We start from the raw sequence: 22,693 nt of genomic DNA, 5'->3' as shown, positions 1-22,693 counted from the left end.
TCGTGTTTCGTCGTAGCTCCGGTGATGTGGCCAGCCGATGTGGCCAGCGCCCCCGGTGGGGTGGGGAAGGCTCGGAGGAACCGTGATGCTGCGAGGCCGCCGGCCGACATCCAGCGATGAAGCGCTGGTGCGGACGTTGTACGAGCAACATGGGGGCGCGTTGCTGGGATACGCCATGCGGATCACCGGCGACCGGGCCGCGGCCGAGGACGTCCTGCAGGAGACGCTGCTGCGGGCCTGGCGACACGCCGGAAAGCTGTCCGAGTCCAGCGGATCGATCAGGGGTTGGCTGTTCACCGTCGCCCGCAACGTGATGACCGACGCGGCCCGCGCCCGGTCGGTGCGACCGCAGGAGGTCGCGGAATCGCCGGTCACGGTGCCCACCCAGCGCGACCACGCCGACACGGTTGTCGATTCGGTGGTGGCCCTGGACGCCCTGCGGAAACTGCCGGGCGAGCAGCGGGACGTCCTCGTCGAGATCTACTTCGGTGGGCGCAGCGTGGCCGAGACGGCCGAGAAGCTCGGCATCCCTCCCGGAACCGTCAAGTCCCGCACGCACCACGCCATGAAGAACCTGCGCCGGCTGCTGAGCCGTCCGGCGATCCTGGAGGAGGTCGCGGGATGACCCGGGCGCACGAACCGTACCTGCTCGGCGCGTACGTGGTGGGCATCCTCGACGACGCCGAGCGGCACGAGGTGGACGACCACCTGGCCGGCTGTGAACCATGCCGGCGCGAGGTCACCGAGTTGCGGGAGACCCGGGAGGCGCTGGACGGGCTGCCGCCCGAGGCGTTGTCCGACGCCACGCCCGATGCTGATCTTGTCCTCGCCCGTACCCTCCGGCAGATCCGGTCCGAGTCCACCTCGGCCGTTCGGCGACGGCAGACGCTGGTGGCGGCCGCCGCCTCGGTCGTCGTGGCCCTTGCCGTCGGTGCCGGGCTGGCCCTCGGCCGCGGCACGGGAAGCGACTCCCCGCCGACGGCGGTCGGCCCGTCGGCCAGCCCGACCGTCCCGACACCAGAGCCGACCGGCGTCCGGGCGGGCACCGTCGTCGACCCCGACACCAACACCCGGCTCACCGCCTCGGTCACCCCGTTCGTCGGCTGGGTCCGGGTCAACGCCTCGGTCGCCAGCATCCCGGCCGGCGAGGACTGCCGGCTGGTGGTGGTGAGCCGCACCGGTGCCCGGGAGAACGCCGCCGGTTGGGTCGTGTCGAAGGCGGGAGAGGCCGACGGGGTGAACCTCGACGGCAGCGTCGCGGTCGCGCCGGCGGACGTCGTCGCCCTGGAGGTACGCAACACCAGCGGTCGGGTCTTCGTGACGCTCCCGCTGTAGGGGATCCGGGTCCGGCCGGCGGGCCCGGCCAGCGGCGACCGTCCGTCCGGGAGCGGCCCGGACCAACGGGGGCGGACGGTCGTCGCGGCCGGTCCCGGGGCCGGCGGATGACGGTCACCGCGACCGCCGATGGTCGGTGGCCACGGCGGAGCGTGCGAGACTAGACAACCATGAGCGACCCACGCACCAACCCGTCGATCTTCACTCGCGGCGCGGTAGATCTCAGTTCGTTGCGTACCAGTGCCCAGCCGGCCGCTCGCCCGGGCGCCGGGCCCGCCGCGGCACCGCCCGCAGGTCCGGCCGGACCGGCCGGGGCGCCGCCCGCGGGCCCGGCAGGAGCCGCTGCCGGAACGGTCATCGACGTGACCGAGGCCACCTTCCAGTCGGAGGTGCTGGAGCGATCGCTCCAGACACCCGTGGTAATCGACTTCTGGGCCGAGTGGTGCGAGCCGTGCAAGCAGCTCTCACCCGTGCTCGAACGGCTCGCCGTGAAGGGTGGCGGGGCGTGGGTGCTCGCCAAGGTCGATGTCGACAGCAACCCACGGCTCGCCCAGATGTTCCGGGTGCAGGGCATCCCCATGGTGTACGCGGTGGTGGGCGGCCAACCGGTGGACGCGTTCTCCGGCGTGGTACCCGAGGCGCAGCTGCGGCAGTGGATCGGCGCGGTGCTGAAGGCGGGCGGGGTGTCGGTCGAGGCACCCGAGGACCCGCGGATGACCGAGGCGGATGACGCGCTGATGGTCGGCGACCTGGACGCGGCGGAGCAGGCGTACCGGAAGATCCTGGCCGAGACCCCGGCGGACAAGGCGGCGGAGGCGGGCCTGGCCCAGGTGTCGCTGGCCCGACGGGTGCAGGGAGCGGACCCGGCCGCGGTGCTGGCCGCCGCGCGGGCACAGCCGGACGACCTCGCGGCGCAGCTGTTGGCCGCGGACGTCGAGGTGCTCAGCGGGCAGGCCGAGGAGGCGTACGACCGCCTGGTCGGGCTGGTCCGCCGGACGTTCGGTGAGGACCGGGAGACGGTCCGTCAACATCTCGTCTCGTTGTTCACCGTCGCCGGGCCGGACGACCCAGCGGTCGCCTCCGCTCGGCGGGCACTGGCCAGCGCGCTCTTCTGATATGTAGGAGTTAGCGGGTGTGCCAGCCCGGCCGGACCAGGACGGGAGACAACAATTGCGCCGGATCGCCGTCCTCGACGCACCGTCCAACCTGGGCCTACGCCCGCCCACTCCGACATCGGTGCCGGGTTGTGCCAAGGCACCCGGGGCCCTGCGCGACCACGGCCTGATCGGCCGGCTGCGCGCACGGGACGCCGGGTGCCTCACCCCGCCGAGGTACGACCCTGGAGACTGGCGCCCGGGGGACGGGGTGTGTCACGCGGGGTCGATCACGACGTACTCGGCCATGCTTGCCGACCGGATCGGCGACATTATCGATCACGGCGAGTTTCCCGTGGTCCTGGGCGGAGACTGCTCGATCCTGCTCGGCTCCGCACTGGCGATGCACCGGCTCGGCGAGGCGGTGGGCGGGCGGGTCGGCCTGGTGTTCGTGGACGGCCATTCCGACTTCCGGCATCCCGGCAACGCCTCCTACGTGGGTGCCGCGGCGGGAGAGGATCTCGCGCTCGTCACCGGGCGCGGGCAGGCCGACCTGACCGCCATCGAGGGACGCCGGCCATACTTCCGGGACATCGACGTGGTGGTGCTCGGCATCCGGGCACAGGACGAGTACCGGTTGGACCTGCAGGCGGCCGGAATTCTGCATCGACCGGTGCCGCAACTGCGGGCCGAGGGGGCCGCCCGAACGGCGCAGTGGGCGCACGAGGAACTCGCCGACTGCGCGGGATACTGGGTGCACGTGGATGTGGACGTCCTCGATCCAGCGGTCATGCCCGCAGTCGACGCCCCGGATCCCGGCGGCATCGCCTTCCCCGAACTGGAGTTGCTGCTGGCCGGACTGGTCGACACGCCGCACTGCCTGGGTGTGGAGATCACCGTGTTCGATCCGGACTACGACCCGGACGGGTCGTACGCCGCCGAGGTCGTGGACACGCTGGTGGCCGGCCTGGCTCCGGTGACCCGGCCAACGGTGCCGGCCACGCGGGAGCAGGCCGTCGTACGCTCGGGTGCTGAACCCGCGGCGGGGGGTGGGGCGGCCGGCTCCGGTTTCCCCGGCCGCAGGGACGAGTCCGGTCCCGACCGGTTGTCGGGACGGGCGCGGGCCGCTCGGGAGCCGGTGGTTCCGCAGGAGATCGTGACGCCGGAGGTTGGCCTCGCCCCGAGCGTCGTCGAGGACCGCTCGCCGTCACCAGGCGTCGACGTCGGTCAGGTCGGCGGTGGTGAGGCCGGCGGTGGTGGTCCCGGTCAGACCTCTGTCGGTCAGGTCGGCGGTGGTGAGGTCGGCGGTGGAGCGGGTGGCGATCAGGCCGGTAGCGAGGTGGGCGGCGTCGCTCAGGCTGGCGGCGTCACGACCGGCGGGGAGACGGGCGGCGGCGAACGCGCGTCCCGGCGCGGTGACGAGGATCGGATCAGCACCGTCTCGCACCCCGCGGCCAGCTCCACGGTCGCCGCCCGGTGGACTGACGGCCTCCCGAAACCAAGCTCGGTGCGATCTGGTGGTCTGCGGCCGAGGTCGTCGGCCGCCACCGAGACCCGGCAGGAGCCAGGTGTCGATGGCGGCGCCGGTCGTCCGCGTCCGCGATCCGTAGCGGGCCAGGATCCGCTGGCTGCCGCGACCAACGGCGCGGCGCGGCGCACCCCGGATACCGATGCCGAGGTAGTCGCAGGCGACAGTTCGGTGCCCCGGCCGGGGGATCCGCATGCCGATCTGGACGCCCCCGCAACCGGCGCCGAAGAAACGGCCTCGTCGGGCGGTGCGGGCGCATCCCTGGGCGGTGCGGCCTCGTCGGGCGGTGCGGGCGCATCCCTGGGCGGTGCGGCCTCGTCGGGCGGTGCGGGTGGATCCCCGGGCATTGCGGCCTCGTCGGGCGGTGCGGGTGGATCCCCGGGCAGCGTGGTGCGTTCGGACGATGTCGCGCGGTCAACGAACGGTGTGCCGCGGGCCTCCGAAGACCAGTGGGGTTGGCTGCGGGACGCGTCGGCCCGCGTAGCGGAGCAGCGGCGGTCAACCGACCGACCGGCCCGTGCGGCGGACGTCGTTGGACCTCCGGCAGCGGCTGGGCCTGGCCGGCTCCGTCGCGTATCCGATTCACCGGGAGACGCCGAGCCCGACGACCGGGTCGACCCACCGGACGCGCTCGGTATCGCCTGACCTGGCGCTGCTGTCGCCCTCTGGGCGGGGTCCGCCGTGGTCTCCTTCGCGACCTTTCGTACCGTCCCACCGGGGGGTTTTGTCCCCTTTTCCGTTGATGCTCATGTCGTCAGCACGATCTTCACAGAGCGTGTTTAGTCGTACACGCGTGCGAACGCGATCGCTACGGTGCACAAGGAGGCCGGCGTCGAGGCGGCGGACAAGGCCGTCGGGATCCTGCTGGACTGGGCTCGCGAGTTCGACCCCGACCGGCTGCGTGTCCTGGCCCGCCGGATCCTGGACCACGTGGCTCCGCAGGTGGCGGAGGACGCACATCGGCGGGCCCTGGACGCCGAGGAGAAGCGCTACCGACGCGACCGCTTCCTCACCCTGTCCCCGGTGGGTGACGGTCGCATCCGACTGGCCGGCGTCCTCGACGTCGAAACGGCGGCCCTGCTTCGCACCGCGTTGGACCCGCTCACCAAACCCCTCGGCCGCGACGACACCCGTACGGCGGGACAACGCTGTCACGACGCCTTCGCGGAGTTGTGCCACCTCGTGCTGCGCGCGGGCAACCTGCCCAACTCCGGCGGCGAACCCACGCAAGTTGTCGTCACCACCGACTACGATCCACTCGCTCGGCAACTCGGCCCCGGCACGCTGGACACCGGCATCGACATCAGCGTGGCAGCGGTGCGTCGACTCGCCTGTGATGCGGGCATACTCCCGGCGGTGCTCGACGGCAACGGTCAGATCCTCGATCTCGGCCGGCAACGCCGACTTTTCACCGGGACCGTTCGCCGTGCCCTCACCGTGCGCGACGGCGGCTGTGCCTTCCCCGGCTGCGACCGGCCACCCCGATGGTGCGCCGCTCACCACATCGTCCATTGGGCAGACGGTGGCGCCACCAACCTCGACAACGGCGTGCTGTTGTGCGGGCATCATCATCGCGCCGTCCACGACGACGGCTGGCAGGTCCGCCCCGTCCCCGGCGGCCACCCCGAGTTCGTCCCGCCACCCTGGATAGACCCGCAGAGACGCCCCCTGTGCAACACCTACCACCGGCGATGCTGAACCGACGGACAAGGCACCCGACCGCGCCGACTTCGTGAGGAGCGTCAGCACGGCCATCATCCGGTCGAGCGATCACCTTCCGGGTGGACCGGACCGCGTCGAGTGCCGGCCGCCGCGTCCCGTTCTCCCCAGTCGAGCATCGCCAGCAGCACCACGCGCAGGCTCTCGCCGCGCCCGGTCAGTTCGTAGACCACCCGCGGGGGGACCTCCGGATGCACCGTACGGGTGAGAATGCCCTGCTGTTCGAGGACGCGTAGCCGATCGGTAAGCGTCTTCGGGCTGGGAGAACCCAGGCCGGCACGGAGTTGGGTGAACCGTTTGGGTCCGGTCAGGAGCTCGCGCAGCACGAGGGTCGTCCACTTGCCGTCCAAGATCTGCAACGTGCGCTCCACCCCGCATCCCTTCATGGGCGCGGCGAGGAGGCGCTGCTCAGAGATCGGTTCAGACATGGAAACAATGTTACTTCCTAGGTACTACTTCACTCGTGGAACTAACGTTCCCGTCATGACTTACACAGATCGACGCGTTGTGGCCGTCCACGGCGCGACCGGAACGCAGGGTGAGACGGTGATTCGGGCCCTTGCCGTCGCCGGCTATCGGGTGCGGGCCCTGGCCAGGCGGCCGGGGACCGACCGTCCCGGCGCGAACCTCAGCGGCCTGGGGACCGGCGAGGTGGGGGCCAGCGGGGTGGGGGCCGGCAAGGCCAGGATCACCGAAGCCGGAGTCATCGATGCCGTGCCGGCCGATCTCGACGATCCGGAAAGCCTTGTCCTGGCGTACTCAGAGGTGGACGCGGTCGTCGTCCACCTGCCCATCGTGTTCGCGGCCGAGCGAGCGGTGCCGCAGGCCGAAGCTGTCCTGACGGCGCTCGCCCGGGCGGGCGTCCGCCGGGTGGTGGTCAACCCGGGCACCCTGCTGCCCCCGGTCGAGATCGGCGTGCCGTTCGTGGACGCACGGGTCCGGTTGATTCACCGACTGGCCGACGGTCCCTTCGCCAGCAGCGTCGTGGCGCCGGGTGCCCAGTACGCGGAGAACCTCAACGCGCCATGGTCGGCCGCTCGGATCCTGGCCGATGGTGTCCTGGCCTACCCGCTACCGGAGGATCTGCCGGTGCCCTGGGTCGCTCTCGACGACATCGGTGCCATCGTGGCCGAGACGCTCGCCCAGTCATCCCCCCAACCGCTGACCGTGGTGTCCGGTCCGACCGCGTTGACCGGTCCGGAGACGGCGGAGGTGCTCGGGTCCGCGCTGGGACGTCGGGTGCGGTGGGAAACGATATCCGGCGAGGAGTATCGGAAAATGCTCGTCCCGCACCTGGGTGACGAGGCGGCGGCCGGGATCGGCGCCATGTACGGAGCTATCCTCAGCGGTCAGGCGCCGCCTCCGCCGGTTCCGGACCAGGCGGTCCTCCGGACCGGCACGACCACCGTGGCCCGGTGGGCGGCCGGTAAAGCCTGGACCGGCCGCTGATCCGATCGGAATGCCGCCGCCGGCCCGCGCAGCCGGCGGCGGTTGGCCGGGTCAGCGGGCGGCGGTGGGCCGGGTCAGCGGGCGGCCAGGCCACGCAGGAAACGGTCGGCAACCGGCACGGCGGTTGCGGAACTGGAGCCGCCCTGCTCGACGAAGACGGCGAAGGCGATGTCACCCTGCCAGCCGACGAACCAGGCATGCGTGTTCGCGGGGTTGTTGTCGTATTCGGCGGTGCCCGTTTTGCCATACACCGGGGCGCCGGGCACCGTGGCAAGGCTGGTGGCGGTGCCGGAGGTGACCACCTCGCGCATCATGGTGCGCAGCGGCTCGACGGACGCGGCCTTCAGTTCCGGCCCGGGGGACGCCGTTTCCGGCCCACCCGTGATCAGGACCGGCTGCTGCCATTGGCCGCGAGCCACGGCGGCGGTCGCCCCGGCCATCGCCAGCGGGCTGACCACCGTGGTCCCCTGGCCGAACGACGCGGCCGCCCGTTCGGCTGCCGAGCCGCCGGTGGAGACCTTTCCGGTAAACGCGTCGATCCCGAGCTTCCACTGGCCCTCCAACCCCAGCGTCCGGCCGGCGGCCGCCAGGCCATCGGCGCCGAGCTTGGGGGAGAGCGCCGCGAACGCGGTGTTGCAGGACCTGGCGAAGTCGGTCCGGAACGGCACCTGACCCAGTTCGAAGTCGTCCGAGTTCTTGAACGACCTCCCCTCCACGGGGTACGTCTTCGGGCAGTCGACCGGGGTGTCCAGCCCCACCGCCCCAGCGTCCAGCAATCCCAACGCCGTCACCATCTTGAAGGTCGACCCCGGCGGCACCTGCGCGGTGAACGCGAGGTTCTCGGCGGCGGCACCCGGACCGTTGGCCGCGGCCAGGATGGCGCCGTCGCTGATGCGCACCGCGACCAGCGCCGTCCGGTTGCGCGGTGCGGCGCTCAGCGCGGCCTCCGCGACGGTCTGGGTACGGGTGTCCAGGGTGGTCTTGAGCGGCTGGCCCGGCTCCGGATCCTGATTGAACGCCTGGGCGACGACGTTGATCTTGCCTTCCGGATCGGTGCGGGTCACGGTGACCCGCGCACCGGGGGTGCCACGCAGGTGCTTGTCGTAGGCGCCCTGGAGACCGCCGTGCCCGACCGTGTCGCCGATGCCGTACGTGGCCGGGTCCGCTTCGATGTCCTGTTTCTGTACGTCGTCGACGCTGCCCAGCAATGCCCGGGCGAACTCCCGGGTGGGCGCCAGGTCCCGGTTGCTGGTGAGGAAGACCGTGCCGGGCAGCGGTTGGATCCGGGGCCGGATCTGGTCGTACGCTTCCCGACGCAGGGTGACCACCTCGATCCGTGCCCCGGGCTTGCCGGCGCGGATCCGTTCCGGCAGGTCTCCAAGATCGATGGAAACCGGTGGCCGGATCGTCTTGAACGCGCTGTCCAGCTGCTTGACCAGAGCGTTCGCGTCGGTGACCTGGCCGGGGTCGATGCCCACCAGGACCACCGGGCGGGCGGACACGAGAGGTTGTCCGGCCGCGTCCAGGATGTCGCCGCGCTTGGCCGGCACCCGGCTCAGGGACAGCCGGTCGCCGCTGGTCAGTGACTCCTGCACGACCTTGGGCTCCCAGATCACCTGCCAGGCGTCGTCCTCCGCCTTTCGCAGCCGGATCGTGGTGTCGTAACCCCACTGCACACCGCCCGGCAGCGGCCAGGTGACGACCGCGCCGACGGTGGCCAGCCTGTCGGTAACCGTCGCCTCGCCCTTCCGTCGAAGCGACGGCACGATCCCGGACAGGTCGCCGGACAGGTCCTTTATCTCCGCGGCCACGTCCTTGGCCGGCAATTTCTGTCCGTTCGGGTTGACAAAGCCCAGTTGGTCCAGGTTCCCGTCTCGCCAGCCGGCCAGGAAGGTGTCCGCCGCGCGCTCCGGTCCGTTGTCGTCCGAGCAGGCGGCCAGCGGAGCCGCCAACAGCAGAGCGGTTGCCGCGGCCACGACGGCTCGCCCGCGCCGAAACGCTCGTACGCGGCGAATCTGGTACGTCGGACGCATGGTCACCTTCCCCCCGGGGTCACCTTCGAGCCACGAACGGCGCTCGCTGGCACCGCTCGCGCAAGCACCGTATTACGGCGCACCGACGGTAGCTGCCCGCCACGAGGTGGCCGGTATCACAACCCGGCGTGGCGCAGGTGTGATGACGCGGGACGACCGGGTACTCAGGGCAGGGTCTTTCGGGACCACAGCGGCACCACGGAACAGCGGGGGTCACGGCGAGGCCATGCCAGGTGAACGGAGGCGGTCCGGGTGTCCAGTTTCCGCCCTCAATCCGCCGATCGGAACGGACCATCCACCGGTCGGGGCGGGAACCGAGAGGGCATAGGCTGGGCGGAAGAGTGACCCACAACGCAGTGGGTCGAGGGGAGTGGCACGCATGGACCGGCGTCCGGCGACGAAACCGGGACCCGATCTCCGAGGAGTCGGCACCGACACCGAGGACAGCTACGACACGGCGACCGATGGTGACGCGGAGACCGTGACCGGGACCAGCGCCAGGTTGAACACCCGGGTCACCGGGATCGCCGGGGCCAGCGTCGACACCCTGTACGACCTGGGACTGCCCCCAGGAGCCCTGGTCGACGACGTCGAGGACTCCGACCTGGACGAGCCGGTGCCCAACGCCGAGCGCCTGGTGGCCCAGGCCGTGGCGTTGGCCGGCGGCGACCAGGACGCCGCCACCCTGGTGGACCGGTTCTGGCGGTTCGCGCCAGACGAGGAACTGATCGGCATCACCCCGGAGGAGATGCTCGCCGCCGCCAAGGAACACCGTGACCTCGCCCAGCAGCGGGTACCCGGGGAACTCAAGCTGCGAATCCACGAACCGGCCGCGGACCAGCAGCATACGGTCATCGAAATAGTCACCGACGACATGCCGTTCCTGGTGGACTCGGTCACCGCGCTGCTGACCAACCAGCACCTCGACGTACACATGCTGGTGCACCCGTTGGTGGTGGTGCGCCGCGAGCCGCTGGGCAAGTTGACCGAGGTGGCGGCCGACGTCGAGCCGGACGACGCGATCGACGGCGACATCGTCGAGAGCTGGATGCGGATCGAGATCGACCCGGTCCGCGACGCCGCCGCCCGGGACCGGTTGCGCCGCGAGTTGCAGCGGGTCCTCACCGATGTGCGGGAGGCCGTTGAGGACTGGCCGAAGATGCGTCAGCGGGCGCTGGCGCTCGCCGACGACCTGGCCGCGGCGCGCACCTCCGACACCCGGCCCCCGGTGCCCGAAAAGGACATCACCGACTCGGTGGAGTTGCTTCGCTGGCTGGCCCACGAGCACTTCACCTTCCTCGGCTACCGGGAGTACCGCCTGGTCGACATCCCGGCGAGCGCGAGGAGTGAGCTTGCGAGCCCCGCAGTCGCGAGCGAAGACGTGACCGGGGACGGCGAGCAGGCGCTGGAGGCGGTGCTCGGCACCGGGCTGGGCATCCTGCGGCAGGACTCCACCCATTCCCGGGTGCTCTCCTCGCTGACCCCGGAGGCGCACGAGAAGGTGCTGGAGAAGCGCCTGCTGATCATCACGAAGGCGAACTCGCGGGCCACCGTGCACCGGTCGGCGTACCTCGACTACATCGGCTTCAAGATGTTCAACGACGCCGGCGAGGTGATCGGTGAGCGACGGTTCCTCGGTCTCTTCTCCACCGCCGCGTACCGCACCAGTGTGCGGGAGCTGCCGGTCGTCCGGCGCAAGGTGGCCGAGGTGCTGGATCGGTCCGGGCTGAGCCCGCGCAGCCACTCCGGCAAGGACCTGCTGCAGATCCTGGAGACCTATCCGCGGGACGAGCTGTTCCAGATCAAGACCGACGACCTGTACCACGCGGTCGTCGGCGTACTGCGGATGGCCGGACGTCGGCAACTGCGGGTGTTCCTGCGCCGGGACGGCTACGGCCGGTTCATCTCCTGCCTGATCTACCTGCCCCGGGACCGGTTCACCACCCAGAACCGGCTGCGCATGCAGGAGATCCTGCTGCGCCGGTTGAACGGCATCGGCGTCGACTACACCACCCGGGTCACCGAGTCGATGCTGGCCCGGGTGCACTTCATCGTGCGGACCGACCCGACGAATCCGCCCGGCGAACTGGACGCCGACCACCTGGCTGAGGAACTGGCCGACGCCACCCGGCTCTGGGACGACGACTACCGGCTGGTGCTGGAGCGCAAGCTCGGTGACGAGCAGGCCAAGCACCTCTTCACCCGGTACGCCGACGCGTTCCCGGAGGGCTACAAGGACGGGCACACGCCGTACGAGGCGATGAAGGACCTGGCCAAGCTGGAGCTGCTGGAGGAACCGGGTCAGCTCGAGATGCACCTGTTCCGCAAGCAGCACGTGGACCAGCCGGACCTGGAGGACGTCCGGTTCAAGGCATACCGGTATGGCGAGCCGATGATGCTGTCGGCCGTGTTGCCGGTGCTGCACTCCCTCGGCGTACGGGTGGTCGACGAGCACCCGTACGAGGTGGAGCGGATCGACGGCCGGATCTGGCTATACGACTTCGGTCTGCAACTGCCCGAGGGGGCGCGTGAGCTGACCGAGGTGCGCCCGCACGTGGAGAACGCCTTCTCGGCCGCCTGGCGCGGGGAGGCCGAGGTCGACGGCTTCAACGAGCTGGTACTGCGGGCCGGTTTGACCTGGCGCCAGGTGGTCGTGCTCCGGGCGTACGCCAAGTACCTCCGGCAGGCCGGCACGGTCTTCTCGCAGGACTACATCTGGTCGACATTCGTCGCGTACCCGGAGCTGGCGGCGTTGCTTGTGAAACTGTTCGAGGTGCGGTTCGCGCCGAACGTCGGGCTGTCCCACGAGGAGCGGGCGCAACGCGGCAAGGAGCTGGTCGAACGGATCGGCGAGCGGCTCGACGACGTGTCCAGCCTGGACCAGGACCGGATCCTGCGGTCCTACCTGACGCTCATCCAGGCCACCCTGCGGACCAGCATCTACCAGCGACGTGCCGACGGGCGGCCGAAGCCGTACGTGGCGTTCAAGCTGGATCCGCAGTCGGTGCCGGATCTGCCGCAGCCCCGGCCGAAGTACGAGATCTTCGTGTACTCGCCCCGGTTCGAGGGCGTCCACCTGCGGTTCGGGCCGGTGGCCCGGGGCGGGTTGCGCTGGTCGGACCGGCGGGAGGACTTCCGGACCGAGGTGCTCGGTCTGGTCAAGGCCCAGATGGTGAAGAACGCCGTAATCGTGCCGGTGGGGGCCAAGGGTGGTTTCGTGCTCAAGCAGAAGCCGGGCGACCGGGACGAGGCGGTGATCTGCTACCAGGAGTTCATCTCGGCGATGCTCGACGTCACGGACAACATCTCCGGCGGGCAGATCGTGCCGCCGGTCGACGTGGTGCGACATGACGGCGACGACCCGTACATGGTGGTCGCCGCGGACAAGGGCACGGCGAGCTTCTCCGACATCGCCAACGAGATCTCCACGTCGAAGGACTTCTGGCTGGGCGACGCGTTCGCCTCCGGCGGATCCGCCGGCTACGACCACAAGAAGATGGGGATCACCGCGCGCGGTGCGTGGGAGTCGGTGAAGCGGCATTTCCGCGACATGGGCGTGGACACCCAGACGCAGGACTTCACGGTGGTCGGCGTGGGCGACATGTCCGGCGACGTGTTCGGCAACGGGATGCTGCTGTCGGAGCACATCCGGCTGGTAGCCGCCTTCGACCACCGGCACATCTTTCTGGACCCGACCCCGGACGCCGCCACCTCGTACGCCGAGCGGCGCCGGCTGTTCGACCTGCCGCGTTCGTCGTGGGCCGACTACAACGCGGAGCTGATCTCCGCGGGCGGCGGCATCTTCCCGCGTACGGCGAAGTCGATCCCGATTTCGCCGGAGGTCCGGGCGGCGCTGGGGATCGACGAGGGGGCGGAGATGATGTCGCCCATCGAGCTGATGCGGGCGATCCTCACCGCGCCTGTCGATCTCTTCTGGAACGGCGGCATCGGCACCTACGTCAAGGCATCCACGCAGTCGAACGCCGAGGTGGGCGACAAGTCCAACGACGCCATCCGGGTGGACGGCAAGGCGCTGCGGTGCAAGGTGGTCGGCGAGGGCGGCAACCTGGGCTGCACCCAGGTGGGTCGGATCGAGTACGCGCAGAACGGCGGGCGCATCTACACCGACTTCATCGACAACGCGGCCGGGGTGGACTGCTCGGACCACGAGGTGAACATCAAGATCCTGCTGCACGACGCGCTGGCCGAGGGGGAACTCGCCCTGCCCGAGCGGGACGAGCTGTTGGCCCAGATGACCGACGAGGTCGCCGAGCTGGTACTGCGGGACAACTACGACCAGGCCCGGGCGCTGGGCATGGCGGCGGCGCAGGCGGCGTCGCTGCTGCCGGTGCACCGGCGCATGATCGGCGACCTGGAGCGGTCGGGCCAGCTCAACCGGGAGCTGGAGGCGCTTCCGCCGGACGACGAGCTGGCCATCCGTGCCGAGTCGGGGCTCACCGCGCCGGAGTTCGCGGTGCTGCTGTCGTACATCAAGATCAGCCTGGAGAACGAGATCCTCGGTGACGGGATCGCGGACGAGGAGTGGACGGCCGGCGTGCTGGCCAACTACTTCCCGACCCCGCTGCGGGAGCGGTACGCCGGGCTGATGGCCGGGCACCGGTTGCGCCGGGAGATCGTCACGACGGTGCTGGTCAACGAGGCGGTCAACCGCGGTGGGATCTCGTTCATCTACCGGGTGTGCGAGGAGACGGCGGCCTACCCGGCGGACGTCATCCGCGCGTACGTCGTGGTGCGGGACGTCTTCGGGCTCGGCGAGATGTGGAACCAGATCGAGGACCTGGACAACAAGGTCCCGACGGATCAGCAGACGGCCGTGTACCTGGACACCCGGCGGCTGCTCGACCGGGCGGTGCGCTGGCTGGTGATGAACCGGCGGTCCCCGATCGACGTACCGGGTGAGATCGCCAAGCTGCGGGACGGCGTGGCGCGCCTGCTGCCGCAACTCGACCGGCTGTTCTACGGAAGCGAACGGGAGGCGTTGGTGGCCCACGTCGACCGCCTGGTCGACCGCGGCCTGCCGCGTGAACTGGCCGAACAGTCGACCCGACTGATGTACAGCTTCGGCCTGCTGGACGTGGTGGAGACCGCCCGGATGACCGGGCGCGACGTCACCGAGGTGGCCTCGGTGTACTTCGTGCTCTCGGACCGGTTCCGGGTCGACGCGCTGCTGTCGAAGATCTCGTTGCTGCCGCGGGAGGACCGCTGGCAGACGCTTGCTCGGATGGCGCTGCGGTACGACCTCTACGCGGCGCTCGCCGCACTCACCACGGAGGTGCTCAACTCCACACCGGATTCGGCGGATCCGGCGGACCGGGTGCAGGAGTGGGAGCAGACGAACGCGGTCTCGATCGGCCGGGCCCAGCGGGCGATGGGCGACTTCGACGAGTCGCGGGCCGACCTGGCCGCGTTGTCCGTGCTGCTCCGGCAGATCCGCACCCTCGTCCGTACCTCGTCGAAGTCGAGCTGATCCCGAACCGTCAGGCGTGTTCGGGACCCGCCGCGGCCGGAACCTCAACGGTTCCGGCCGCTGGGGCTCGACCGCGGTGGGCGCGGACGGTCACGGCACCGCCGCCGTGGCGAATACCACCACGTTGTCCTGGTAGCTGCGTTTCTTCTTGTCGAATTCGCCGCCACAGGTGACGAGCCGGAGCCCCACCCGGTCCGACGCGCCGTAGACGAGGTCGGTGGGGAAGGCCGTCTTGGGGTACGCCTTGACGCCGTCCACCACGAACGTCACCTGCTTCCGGTCGGCCCGGGTGACCACGATGCGGTCGCCGGGCTTCAGGGCGCCGAGCTTGTAGAAGACGACCGGCCCCTGCTCCTTGGTGTTGACGTGCCCCACGATGACGGCGTTGCCCACCTCACCGGGACTCGGTCCGAGCTTGTACCAGCCGGCCTGTTTCGCCTGTTTCCTGGCGTCCGGCACCTGGACGCTCCCGTCGGCGTTGACCCCCATCTGGAGGAGGCTGGTGTCGACCCCGATCCGGGGGATCGCCAGCCGGGTGGGTGCCGATCGGGACATCCCGACGACCGTCGGGTCGGGCGCCGGTCGCTCGGCTGTCGCGGCCCGCTGCTCCTCGTGCGGAGCCTCTTCGTGCGGGGCCGCCTGGGCCGCCGGCTGCGGAGGGTGCTCCGCACCTACCGTGAACGCGGCCACCAGCATGCCGGCTCCGGCGATGCCGAGCAGGGCGAGGAGGGAGGCGAGGGCGAGGCCGGCGGCGCGTCGCGGTGACCCGCGACGGCCGCCGGCCGCCCAACTGGCCGCCTCAGGCGATCGAGCCATCGGCCCGACGACGGCGAAGCAGAACCACCCCGGCGAGGGCGGCCGCTGCCAGCGCACCGGCCCCGCCCGCGGCGAGACCCTTGTTCGTCAGGTCGCCCCCGGTGCCACCGGCGACCGCTCCGTTCGGCACGACGTGCAGCACGCCGACCGCGCAGGATCCCTTGAGTTCGTACTGGCCGGGCTTGACGTCTCCGCGCAGCCGGTACTCGGTCAGGTAGGTGTAGTGGTCCGCACCGTTGCGGCCCGCGTCCTCGCGGCCCTTGCCGTCGTAGCCCTTGCCGTCGTAGCCCTTGCCGTCCCGGCCCTTGCCGTCGTAGCCCTTACCGTCCGGGCCTGGGCCACCGTCCAGGGCGATCCCTCCGCCCATGCCGCCACCGGGCTGCCGGGGCTGCCCGGACGGTGAACCGGTGGGCGACGCGGTGGGTGACGCGGTGGGTGACCCGGTGGGCGACGGTGAGGCGGTCGGCCGACCGTTCGGCTCCTTGCCGCCCCACGAGCCGCCGTTGTCCGCACCATCCTCCCCGTTCTCGCCGGACTGACGACCGGTCCACTCGTGGTCCTCCGGCGCCTCCTCCAGGTCGAGCCGTCCGGTGGCCTCGGACCAGATGTACGGGTCCTCCTGCTCCTCGGAGCACACCTCGCCGAGGGTGACCTCCTGGCCGGCCCGCACCTGCTTGGGGTAGGTGAAGACGTGGTTGCGGCCGTCGTGGCGCCAGCCACCACCGCTTTCCTCGCCACCGCTGCGATCCCCGCCGCGGCTGTCCCCGCCGCTGCGCTCCTCGCCGCGACCGTTGTCCTCCCGGTGCTGGCCACTCTCCTTGCCGTCCCGGTGATGTCCGCCGTCGTCCGCGAGGGCGATACCGGGGGCACCGACGAGCAGCGCCGCACCGCCGAGGGCGGCGCCGGCGACGACCTTGCCGAGGAATTTCTTGGCCATGACTCCTCGTCACTTCCTTCCGCTGTGTTCCACAACCCGGCGGGAGCCGAGCCACGACCGACGCTACCGACTTTGCGAGTTTTTGTCGGATTAATGGGTGTTCATCTTTTTAATCCCGCAGGTGTCGGTCTTCGTGGTACCTGACCCCTCGGGTGGTATGGCAGCCAGCGATAGGAACCGGCCGGAACAAGCCGGGTCCGCCCGTTCCGTCACCCGATCGGTACCCCGTGTCGAAGTGGTCGCGGGGCACCGGATTCGACCATCTGGGCGACCGATCAAGCCTCGCAACGAGGGAGAAAGCGGGCTCTTTTCAGATACCCGGAATGACGGATTCGGTGGGGCGGTTGCACCAACCCGTACGCCCCCCCGATCGAAAGGACTCCATCGTGAAGGCTCTCTTCAGCCGATGGCTTCCGGCCATCGCGCGTACCTCCACGGTCGCGACCCGGTCACTGCCGGCGGTCGCGCGGGCCCCGCTGCCACGACGGACGATCTACGCCGCGACCGGGCTTACCGTGGCCGCCGCGTTCTCGGGCGGGCAGCTCGTCACCACGACGACGCCCGCCCCCGGGCCGACACCGGCGACCGTGACCGTCGCTCCCGAGGCTTCGGTGGCTCCCGATGCTGGTGTGCCTCGCGAGACCGGGGAGACCGGCGCGGCCGGATCCAGGGCGGGCGGCGGGGCCACGCCGTCGACGGAGGCACTGATCCCGCACGGTACGCAGGGCCAGCAGGCCCGGATCCACCTGACCCCCGCGCAGACCGACAACGCGCGGGCCATCATCAGGACCGCGAAGAAGCAGGGACTCCCCGAGCGGGCGGCCGTCATCGGGGTCGCCACCTCGTTGCAGGAGTCGAAGCTGCAGAACCTGGGACATCTCGGCGCGGCGAACGACCACGACTCGCTTGGCCTGTTCCAGCAGCGGCCGTCCACCGGCTGGGGCAGCCCGCAGCAGGTGACCGATCCCGAGTACTCGGCCGGCGCGTTCTACGCCGGGTTGCGGAACGTGCCGGACTGGGAGCGGCTGCCGCTGACCCAGGCGGCCCAGGCCGTGCAGGTCTCGGCCTACCCGTTCGCGTACGCCCAGTGGGAGCGGCAGGCGGCGGAGGTCGTACGGGACCTCTGGGCCGAATGATCGGCTGACCCTGCACCGGCCGGGGCCTGTACGGGTCCCGGCCGGTGTGGTCCGCCGCTGGTCACGGCACGGTGCGCTCGATCGCGGCCTGGCCGTCCTGGTCCAGTTCCCGCTGCGCCCGTGCCACGTTGTCCGGCGTCGGGTCGCGGCCCTCCGCCGTGGCCAGGTCCTCCGCCTCCCACGGCTGTTCGGCTCCGGTCCGGTAGCCGGCCGCGTTGTTCGATCCGGCCCCGTACGGATCGCCGATGAGATCCTCGGTCGAGCCTTCCGTGGGCGTGGTGCCCGGTTCGACGAAGTCCGGCGTGTCCCGGTCGGGCCCACCCTCGCCAGCGAACCGTGTCACCGCGGTCTCGTCGTCCACGGCACTGGCCACCTCGGGTGACTCCTCCACCGGCCGGATCCGGTCGCGATCGGTCATCGTTATCCCCTTTCAGGTCGGCCTGTCTATCGGGCTACCCCCGTCGGCCCTGCTCAACCCCGCCGCCCTCGGCAATCCCGCGGCTCAATCCCGCGACGCCGGACCGGATTCGCTAGTGGGTTCCCCGCCTCCGTCCCCGTCCCGGTCGTCCCCGTCGGTCGGCGGCTCCGGGGCCGCGGTCGGCCGCCACAACGCCCAGCCCAGCATCAGCAGGCCGAAGGCGAGCATCACCAGGCCGGCCCACAGGTTGATCCGGACTCCCTGGGCCTTGTCGATCTCCGCCTGGCCGTCGAAGACTCCCATCAGCGTGACGATCAGGCCGTACGCGATGAAGAGGTAACCGATCACCCTGCGGATGTCGAACAGCCGGGCGGCGGCCGACCGGCTGCTTTCCGCCTCGGTCTCCTCGACCAGCGCGTCCCGTTCGGTGTTGTCGTCCATGGCGCGTGCCTCCTCAGAAGACCGGGATGTAGAAGAGCAGGGACAGGACCACCGCGATCGTTCCGAGCAGCACCGGGGAGCGCCACCAGACCCGGTCCCCAACAAGCGTGTCGCCGTGCAGGTCGACGCCGCCCAGGCCGCGCACCAGGCCGCGCAGCTCGCTGTCCGGCTTCGGGGTGGTGAGCGGGGTGACGATCACGGCGACGATGAGCACCAGGACGAACGCGATTCCCGCACCCCAGAAGCTCTGCTCCAGGTCGGAGTTGAAGTCGATGACCCCGCCCCGGTAGAGCAGGTAGGTGGCGAGCGCGCCGAGCGTGCCGACCAGCAGGGACCAGAAGCCGGCCCACGCGGTCATCCGGCGCCAGAACATGCCGACGATGAAGGTGCCGAACAGTGGCGCGTTGAAGAGCGAGAACAGCGCCTGGATGTAGTTCATGATGTTGCTGAAACCGGCCGCGATGAACGCCGTACCGATGCCGCCCAGGACGCCGACGATTGTGGCGATACGGCCCACCTTCACGTAGTAGCCGTCCGGCTTGTCGCGCTTGATGTACGCCTGCCAGATGTCGAAACTGACAACGGTGTTGAAACCGCTCACGTTGGCGGCCATGCCGGCCATGAAGGAGGCCAGCAGGCCGGTGACCGCGATGCCGAGCACGCCGTTGGGCAGCAGGTCGCGCATCAGCAGCGGGATCGCGTTGTTGTACTGCAGGTCGCCGGACTCCGCGCCGAGTCCCTTGACGGTCACCAACGCGACCAGACCCGGGATGACCGTGACCGCCGGGATCAACAGCTTCGGGTACGCGGCGATGATCGGCGTACGCCGGGCGGCGCTCATGTTGCGCGCCGACATGGCGCGCTGCACCTCGGCGAAGTTGGTGGTCCAGTAGCCGAACGAGAGCACGAAACCGAGGCCGAAGACGATGCCCCACCACTGCGCGCCGAGCGGGTTGTCGGTGCCGCCGGTGTCCGCCCAGGCATGCAGTCCGGCCTCGCCGAGTTCGCTGCCCCGGACCGCGTCCCACAGCCCGTCGATGCCGCCCACCTTGATCAGCCCGATCACGGTGATGGGGATCAGACCGGCCAGAATGACGAAGAACTGCAGCACCTCGTTGTAGATGGCACCGGAGAGGCCGCCCAGGGTGATGTAAGCCAGCACGATGAACGCGCCGACCACGACGGCGGTCCAGAGCGGCCAACCCAACAGGGCCTGCATGATCAGCGCGAGCGCGTAGAGGTTGACGCCGGCGATCAGGACCTGGGCGATCGCGAAGCTCAACGCGTTCAGCAGGTGGGTCGGCCTGTTGAAGCGGAGCCGCAGGTACTCCGGCACGCTCCGGACCTTCGAGCCGTAGTAGAAGGGCATCATCACGATGCCCAGGAAGACCATGGCCGGCACGGCGCCGATCCAGTAGTAGTGCACCGTCATCATGCCGTACTGGGCACCGTTCGCGGCCATACCCATGATCTCCAACGCCCCGAGGTTGGCCGAGACGAAGGCGAGGCCGGTCACCCAGGCGGGCAACGACCGGCCGGACAGGAAGAAGTCGACGCTGGTACGGATCGCCCGACGCGCCGCGAACCCGACACCGAGGACGGTCACGAAGTACAGCGCGAGGAGCGTGTAATCCAGCGCGTTCATGTTGAGTCTCAGGCCGCCGCCGTCCACCGGGTCACCTCGATGCTTGGTTGATGTTGGCAGATGCGTGCGGCGTACTACCCCACACGTCGATGTTTCACGCGGGCAAGAAAAGGGCCCCTTGTTACGCTATGCGCAACAAGGGGCCCTTTCCCGCATTAGTACCGGTTACATGCCCAGCAACCGATCCAGGAAGTCGCGATACCGGCGGACCGCCACCCGGAGTTCCTCGGTATCAGCCGAGCCGCCCTGCTGCCACGAGCCGAGCCGGTCCTTCTGCTGCGTCAGCGCGGCGGTCAGCTCCCCGATCGCCTCGTCGACCAGCCGCTGCGCCTCGTCGACCGCGCTGTGCGGATCGTCCACGAAGCGCAACTGCACGTCCCGCCAGCGGTTCCGGAAGCCCTCGGTGGCCTCCGCGGCCAGTAGCACGGTGACCGACTCCGCCGGGATGTCACCCGGCAGCAGGCCCTCGGACCGGTCGCTGGTGGTCGGTTCGGTCACGGCGTCCCGGTCCGTCACGGCGCCTGAGTCGGTCACGGCATCCGAGTCGGTCACGGCATCCGAGTCGGTCACCGCACCCGGGTGGGTCACGGCCGCCGGCCCGGTATCGCCCGAGCCGTCGGTGACCAACCCGTCGCGGGTGCGGTCGGCGTCGACCTCGTCCACGTCGTGCTCGGTCGACCTGCGCTCACCGGCCAGGGCGGCGGCGGCCACCGCGCCTCCGGCCGTGGCGGCGCCGAAGACGGTGGGTTGCGGCGCGGGCTCGTGGAAGGCGGGCCGGTCCCGGTCGTCCTCCGCCGGGTCGTCGTGGTCATCCGCCCGGCCATCCGGGTCATCCGCCCGGCCGTCGGCGTCCAGCGGACCGGTTTCGTCCCGGTCACCGGGTACCGGTTCGTCGGCGATCAGGTCGGTGTCCCGGACCTCGTCGATCCGGTCGGTCAGGTCCGCGCCCCCGGCCGCCGTGTCGGGGCGTCCGTCCCGGTCGGCGTCCGTCGTCACCGGGTCGTCGAAGGAGCCGCGGTCGTCCAGCGCGGCGGTGTCGCGGTCGTGCGGCGCCGCGTCGGTGTCGGGGTCCTGGTACGCCCCATCCGGCCCGTGGCCTTCGTCCGGCTCACGGTTCAGGTCCGGCTCGTGGTTCAGGTCCGGACCGTGAACGGCGTCCCGGTCGGGGGGCGGCACCGGCACCGGATCCGATTTCACCACGTCGGGCTGCTCGTCGTTGATCTGCTGGTCGTGGTGTCGCATGCGGTTCTCCTCACCGGCTCGTGGCGTCCTGGGGGGTGTCCGGACGGGTGTCGTCCGGCCTGGTGTGCGGCACCGGCTCCGTGCCGAGCAGGTCGGCGAAGAGCGCGCGGTAGTGCACGACCGCCTGGCGCAACTGCTCGGTGCTGGCTTCGCCCCGCTGGTTGGTCAGGTGGATCTCATGCGCGTCGCGGTAGTGGGTGAGCGTCCGGGCGTGCTCCACGGACAGGTGGGCGAGCTGATCCTCGTAGTCCTCGGTCGGGTAACCCCGCTCGGCGATGAGGCGGGTGACGAGTTGGTCGGCGTCGGCGACGGCCTCACCTGGCGAGTCGACGAACCGGGCCTGGATTTCCTCCCAGGCCGTTGCGTACTGCTGGCGGGCGTCGTCGGACAGCGGGGTGAGACTGAGTTCGGCGTGCCGCCGCTCCCGATCCCGCAGCTCCCGTTCGGCCGCCGTCCGGTCGTCCCGTTCGGCGACCATCCGGTCGTACTCGGGTCCGAAGCGGCTCTGGAGCGCCCGGCGTCGGTTGGTGCGCACCAGGAACGGAATGGCAACGGCAAGGGCGATCACGACGAGGACGATGACGACTATCAGTGTGGACGACATGGCTCCTCCTTCCCGGACTGATATTCCCGGTGGGAGCTGATCGTCAATCCCGTTTCCGGATACTTTCCAAGACCGTCACGGATCCGTTTGGCGGCCTTCGTACCCGGGATCGCAGGGCAGGCCCGCTCGTCCGGCTTGTCGGGTATGAAGTGGGGCCGTCGTCCGCCTATCCTGTCCGTCGAGATCTCTAGGTGGTGATGGATGGACGTCGGACGGTCCGCCGACGGTACGCCGACGCACAGGCTGCCGCTTACCCTGAAGATCCTGGTGGCCGGGGGTTTCGGGGTGGGTAAGACGACCCTCGTGGGCGCGGTCAGCGAGATCCGGCCGCTGCACACGGAGGAGGTGCTGACCAGCCTCGGGGCCGGCACCGACGACCTGACCGGGGTGGAGTCCAAGACGACGACCACGGTCGCCATGGACTTCGGTCGGATCACCATCAACGAGCGGGTGCAGATCTACCTGTTCGGTACGCCGGGGCAGGCGCGCTTCTGGTTTCTCTGGGACGAGTTGGCGTACGGCGCCCTCGGCGCCGTCGTGTTGGCCGACACCCGCCGGTTGGCTGACTGCTTCCCTTCCATCGACTACTTCGAGGAGCGCGGCATCCCGTTCGTGGTCGGGGTGAACGCCTTCGCGCAGTCCCCGCCGGTGGACGTCGACACGGTCCGGCAGGCGCTCGACCTCGACCCGGAGGTCCCGGTGCTGCACTGCGACGCGCGACACCGGCAATCGGGAAAGACGCTGCTTGTCGCGTTGGTGGAGTACGTCGCGCAGCGTCGAGGGCAGCCGGTGCCAGCCGCTCGGTGAA

Annotated in this window: 17 protein-coding genes and 1 pseudogene; 9 read left to right on the top strand and 9 right to left on the bottom strand. The window is 70.4% G+C overall.

Going from position 1 to position 22,693, the window contains the following annotated elements:
- The first annotated feature begins 127 nt into the window (after positions 1–127).
- From ACFQUZ_RS05340 to ACFQUZ_RS05320, 5 genes and pseudogenes are all read left to right on the top strand, one after another.
- Complete coding sequence (locus tag ACFQUZ_RS05340) at positions 128–625, top strand: sigma-70 family RNA polymerase sigma factor (protein WP_377438327.1); 498 nt, start codon at positions 128–130, stop codon at positions 623–625.
- The gene (locus tag ACFQUZ_RS05335) at positions 622–1,335 is read left to right on the top strand and encodes an anti-sigma factor family protein (protein WP_377438324.1); all 714 of its coding nucleotides are present in this window, start codon (positions 622–624) and stop codon (positions 1,333–1,335) included. The genes ACFQUZ_RS05340 and ACFQUZ_RS05335 overlap by 4 nt, the downstream gene beginning before the upstream one ends.
- 170 nt (positions 1,336–1,505) lie before the next feature.
- Complete coding sequence (locus ACFQUZ_RS05330) at positions 1,506–2,450, top strand: tetratricopeptide repeat protein (RefSeq protein WP_377438321.1); 945 nt, start codon at positions 1,506–1,508, stop codon at positions 2,448–2,450.
- Between the two features lie 55 nt (positions 2,451–2,505).
- Positions 2,506–3,471 (top strand): annotated as a pseudogene (locus ACFQUZ_RS05325) (arginase family protein); the annotation flags it as partial.
- Positions 3,472–4,770: 1,299 nt separating this feature from the next.
- Positions 4,771–5,655: a DUF222 domain-containing protein gene (locus tag ACFQUZ_RS05320; RefSeq protein ID WP_377438318.1), complete on the top strand. Its 885-nt coding sequence runs from the start codon at positions 4,771–4,773 to the stop codon at positions 5,653–5,655.
- A gap of 56 nt (positions 5,656–5,711) precedes the next feature.
- Here ACFQUZ_RS05320 and ACFQUZ_RS05315 read toward each other — a convergent pair whose 3' ends face one another.
- Positions 5,712–6,104: a winged helix-turn-helix transcriptional regulator gene (locus ACFQUZ_RS05315; protein WP_377438316.1), complete on the bottom strand. Its 393-nt coding sequence runs from the start codon at positions 6,102–6,104 to the stop codon at positions 5,712–5,714.
- Positions 6,105–6,159: 55 nt separating this feature from the next.
- On the opposite strand from ACFQUZ_RS05315, the gene ACFQUZ_RS05310 reads away from it, so the two are divergent.
- Complete coding sequence (locus tag ACFQUZ_RS05310) at positions 6,160–7,125, top strand: NmrA family NAD(P)-binding protein (RefSeq protein WP_377438314.1); 966 nt, start codon at positions 6,160–6,162, stop codon at positions 7,123–7,125.
- Between the two features lie 74 nt (positions 7,126–7,199).
- Here ACFQUZ_RS05310 and ACFQUZ_RS05305 read toward each other — a convergent pair whose 3' ends face one another.
- Positions 7,200–9,101 (bottom strand): penicillin-binding transpeptidase domain-containing protein, encoded by a 1,902-nt coding sequence (locus ACFQUZ_RS05305; RefSeq protein ID WP_377438311.1) that lies wholly within the window; start codon positions 9,099–9,101, stop codon positions 7,200–7,202.
- A gap of 436 nt (positions 9,102–9,537) precedes the next feature.
- Here ACFQUZ_RS05305 and ACFQUZ_RS05300 point away from each other — a divergent pair, with 436 nt between their 5' ends.
- Entirely contained in the window at positions 9,538–14,646 is a 5,109-nt protein-coding gene (locus ACFQUZ_RS05300; RefSeq protein WP_377438309.1) for an NAD-glutamate dehydrogenase, read from the top strand.
- A 90-nt stretch (positions 14,647–14,736) separates the two neighbouring features.
- On the opposite strand, the gene ACFQUZ_RS05295 is transcribed toward ACFQUZ_RS05300, so the two are convergent.
- Both ACFQUZ_RS05295 and ACFQUZ_RS05290 read right to left on the bottom strand, forming a co-directional pair.
- On the bottom strand, positions 14,737–15,462 hold the full coding sequence (locus tag ACFQUZ_RS05295) for a class F sortase (RefSeq protein ID WP_377438307.1): 726 nt from the start codon (positions 15,460–15,462) through the stop codon (positions 14,737–14,739).
- Positions 15,446–16,399 (bottom strand): PT domain-containing protein, encoded by a 954-nt coding sequence (locus ACFQUZ_RS05290; protein WP_377438304.1) that lies wholly within the window; start codon positions 16,397–16,399, stop codon positions 15,446–15,448. Before ACFQUZ_RS05290 ends, ACFQUZ_RS05295 begins: the two co-directional genes overlap by 17 nt.
- A 386-nt stretch (positions 16,400–16,785) precedes the next feature.
- Here ACFQUZ_RS05290 and ACFQUZ_RS05285 point away from each other — a divergent pair, with 386 nt between their 5' ends.
- A complete protein-coding gene (locus ACFQUZ_RS05285; RefSeq protein ID WP_377438301.1) occupies positions 16,786–17,535 on the top strand; it encodes a hypothetical protein in 750 nt (249 codons plus the stop codon).
- Between the two features lie 61 nt (positions 17,536–17,596).
- Here ACFQUZ_RS05285 and ACFQUZ_RS05280 read toward each other — a convergent pair whose 3' ends face one another.
- From ACFQUZ_RS05280 to ACFQUZ_RS05260, 5 genes are all read right to left on the bottom strand, one after another.
- Positions 17,597–17,953, bottom strand: a complete 357-nt coding sequence (locus tag ACFQUZ_RS05280; protein WP_377438298.1) for a hypothetical protein — start codon at positions 17,951–17,953, stop codon at positions 17,597–17,599.
- 84 nt (positions 17,954–18,037) lie between these two features.
- Complete coding sequence (locus tag ACFQUZ_RS05275) at positions 18,038–18,394, bottom strand: hypothetical protein (protein WP_377438296.1); 357 nt, start codon at positions 18,392–18,394, stop codon at positions 18,038–18,040.
- A 13-nt stretch (positions 18,395–18,407) separates the two neighbouring features.
- Positions 18,408–20,066 (bottom strand): sodium:solute symporter family protein, encoded by a 1,659-nt coding sequence (locus ACFQUZ_RS05270; RefSeq protein WP_377438293.1) that lies wholly within the window; start codon positions 20,064–20,066, stop codon positions 18,408–18,410.
- A gap of 138 nt (positions 20,067–20,204) precedes the next feature.
- Entirely contained in the window at positions 20,205–21,281 is a 1,077-nt protein-coding gene (locus ACFQUZ_RS05265; RefSeq protein ID WP_377438291.1) for a hypothetical protein, read from the bottom strand.
- A 10-nt stretch (positions 21,282–21,291) separates the two neighbouring features.
- Positions 21,292–21,885 carry a hypothetical protein gene (locus ACFQUZ_RS05260; protein WP_377438288.1) on the bottom strand — a complete coding sequence of 198 codons (594 nt, stop codon included), beginning with the start codon at positions 21,883–21,885 and terminating at the stop codon, positions 21,292–21,294.
- Between the two features lie 201 nt (positions 21,886–22,086).
- On the opposite strand from ACFQUZ_RS05260, the gene ACFQUZ_RS05255 reads away from it, so the two are divergent.
- Positions 22,087–22,692, top strand: coding sequence for an ATP/GTP-binding protein (locus tag ACFQUZ_RS05255; RefSeq protein ID WP_377438286.1), 606 nt, complete (start codon positions 22,087–22,089; stop codon positions 22,690–22,692).
- The last annotated feature ends 1 nt before the right edge of the window (position 22,693 follow it).

It is taken from the genome of Plantactinospora sp. GCM10030261 (assembly GCF_042666615.1).
Classification (GTDB): domain Bacteria; phylum Actinomycetota; class Actinomycetes; order Mycobacteriales; family Micromonosporaceae; genus KBS50.
The sequence above is the reverse complement of the archived record's forward strand: the minus strand, read 5'-3'. Positions and strand labels throughout refer to the sequence as shown.

Excerpts from the sequence above, each read along its gene's own strand:
- ACFQUZ_RS05335 (WP_377438324.1), top strand. The coding sequence starts at position 622 with ATGACCCGGGCGCACGAACCGTACCTGCTCGGCGCGTACGTGGTGGGC.
- ACFQUZ_RS05255 (WP_377438286.1), top strand. The coding sequence starts at position 22,087 with ATGGACGTCGGACGGTCCGCCGACGGTACGCCGACGCACAGGCTGCCG.
- ACFQUZ_RS05315 (WP_377438316.1), bottom strand. The coding sequence starts at position 6,104 with ATGTCTGAACCGATCTCTGAGCAGCGCCTCCTCGCCGCGCCCATGAAG.
- ACFQUZ_RS05310 (WP_377438314.1), top strand. The coding sequence starts at position 6,160 with ATGACTTACACAGATCGACGCGTTGTGGCCGTCCACGGCGCGACCGGA.
- ACFQUZ_RS05295 (WP_377438307.1), bottom strand. The coding sequence starts at position 15,462 with ATGGCTCGATCGCCTGAGGCGGCCAGTTGGGCGGCCGGCGGCCGTCGC.
- ACFQUZ_RS05280 (WP_377438298.1), bottom strand. The coding sequence starts at position 17,953 with ATGACCGATCGCGACCGGATCCGGCCGGTGGAGGAGTCACCCGAGGTG.
- ACFQUZ_RS05275 (WP_377438296.1), bottom strand. The coding sequence starts at position 18,394 with ATGGACGACAACACCGAACGGGACGCGCTGGTCGAGGAGACCGAGGCG.
- ACFQUZ_RS05260 (WP_377438288.1), bottom strand. The coding sequence starts at position 21,885 with ATGTCGTCCACACTGATAGTCGTCATCGTCCTCGTCGTGATCGCCCTT.
- ACFQUZ_RS05300 (WP_377438309.1), top strand. The coding sequence starts at position 9,538 with ATGGACCGGCGTCCGGCGACGAAACCGGGACCCGATCTCCGAGGAGTC.
- ACFQUZ_RS05265 (WP_377438291.1), bottom strand. The coding sequence starts at position 21,281 with ATGCGACACCACGACCAGCAGATCAACGACGAGCAGCCCGACGTGGTG.
- ACFQUZ_RS05330 (WP_377438321.1), top strand. The coding sequence starts at position 1,506 with ATGAGCGACCCACGCACCAACCCGTCGATCTTCACTCGCGGCGCGGTA.
- ACFQUZ_RS05290 (WP_377438304.1), bottom strand. The coding sequence starts at position 16,399 with ATGGCCAAGAAATTCCTCGGCAAGGTCGTCGCCGGCGCCGCCCTCGGC.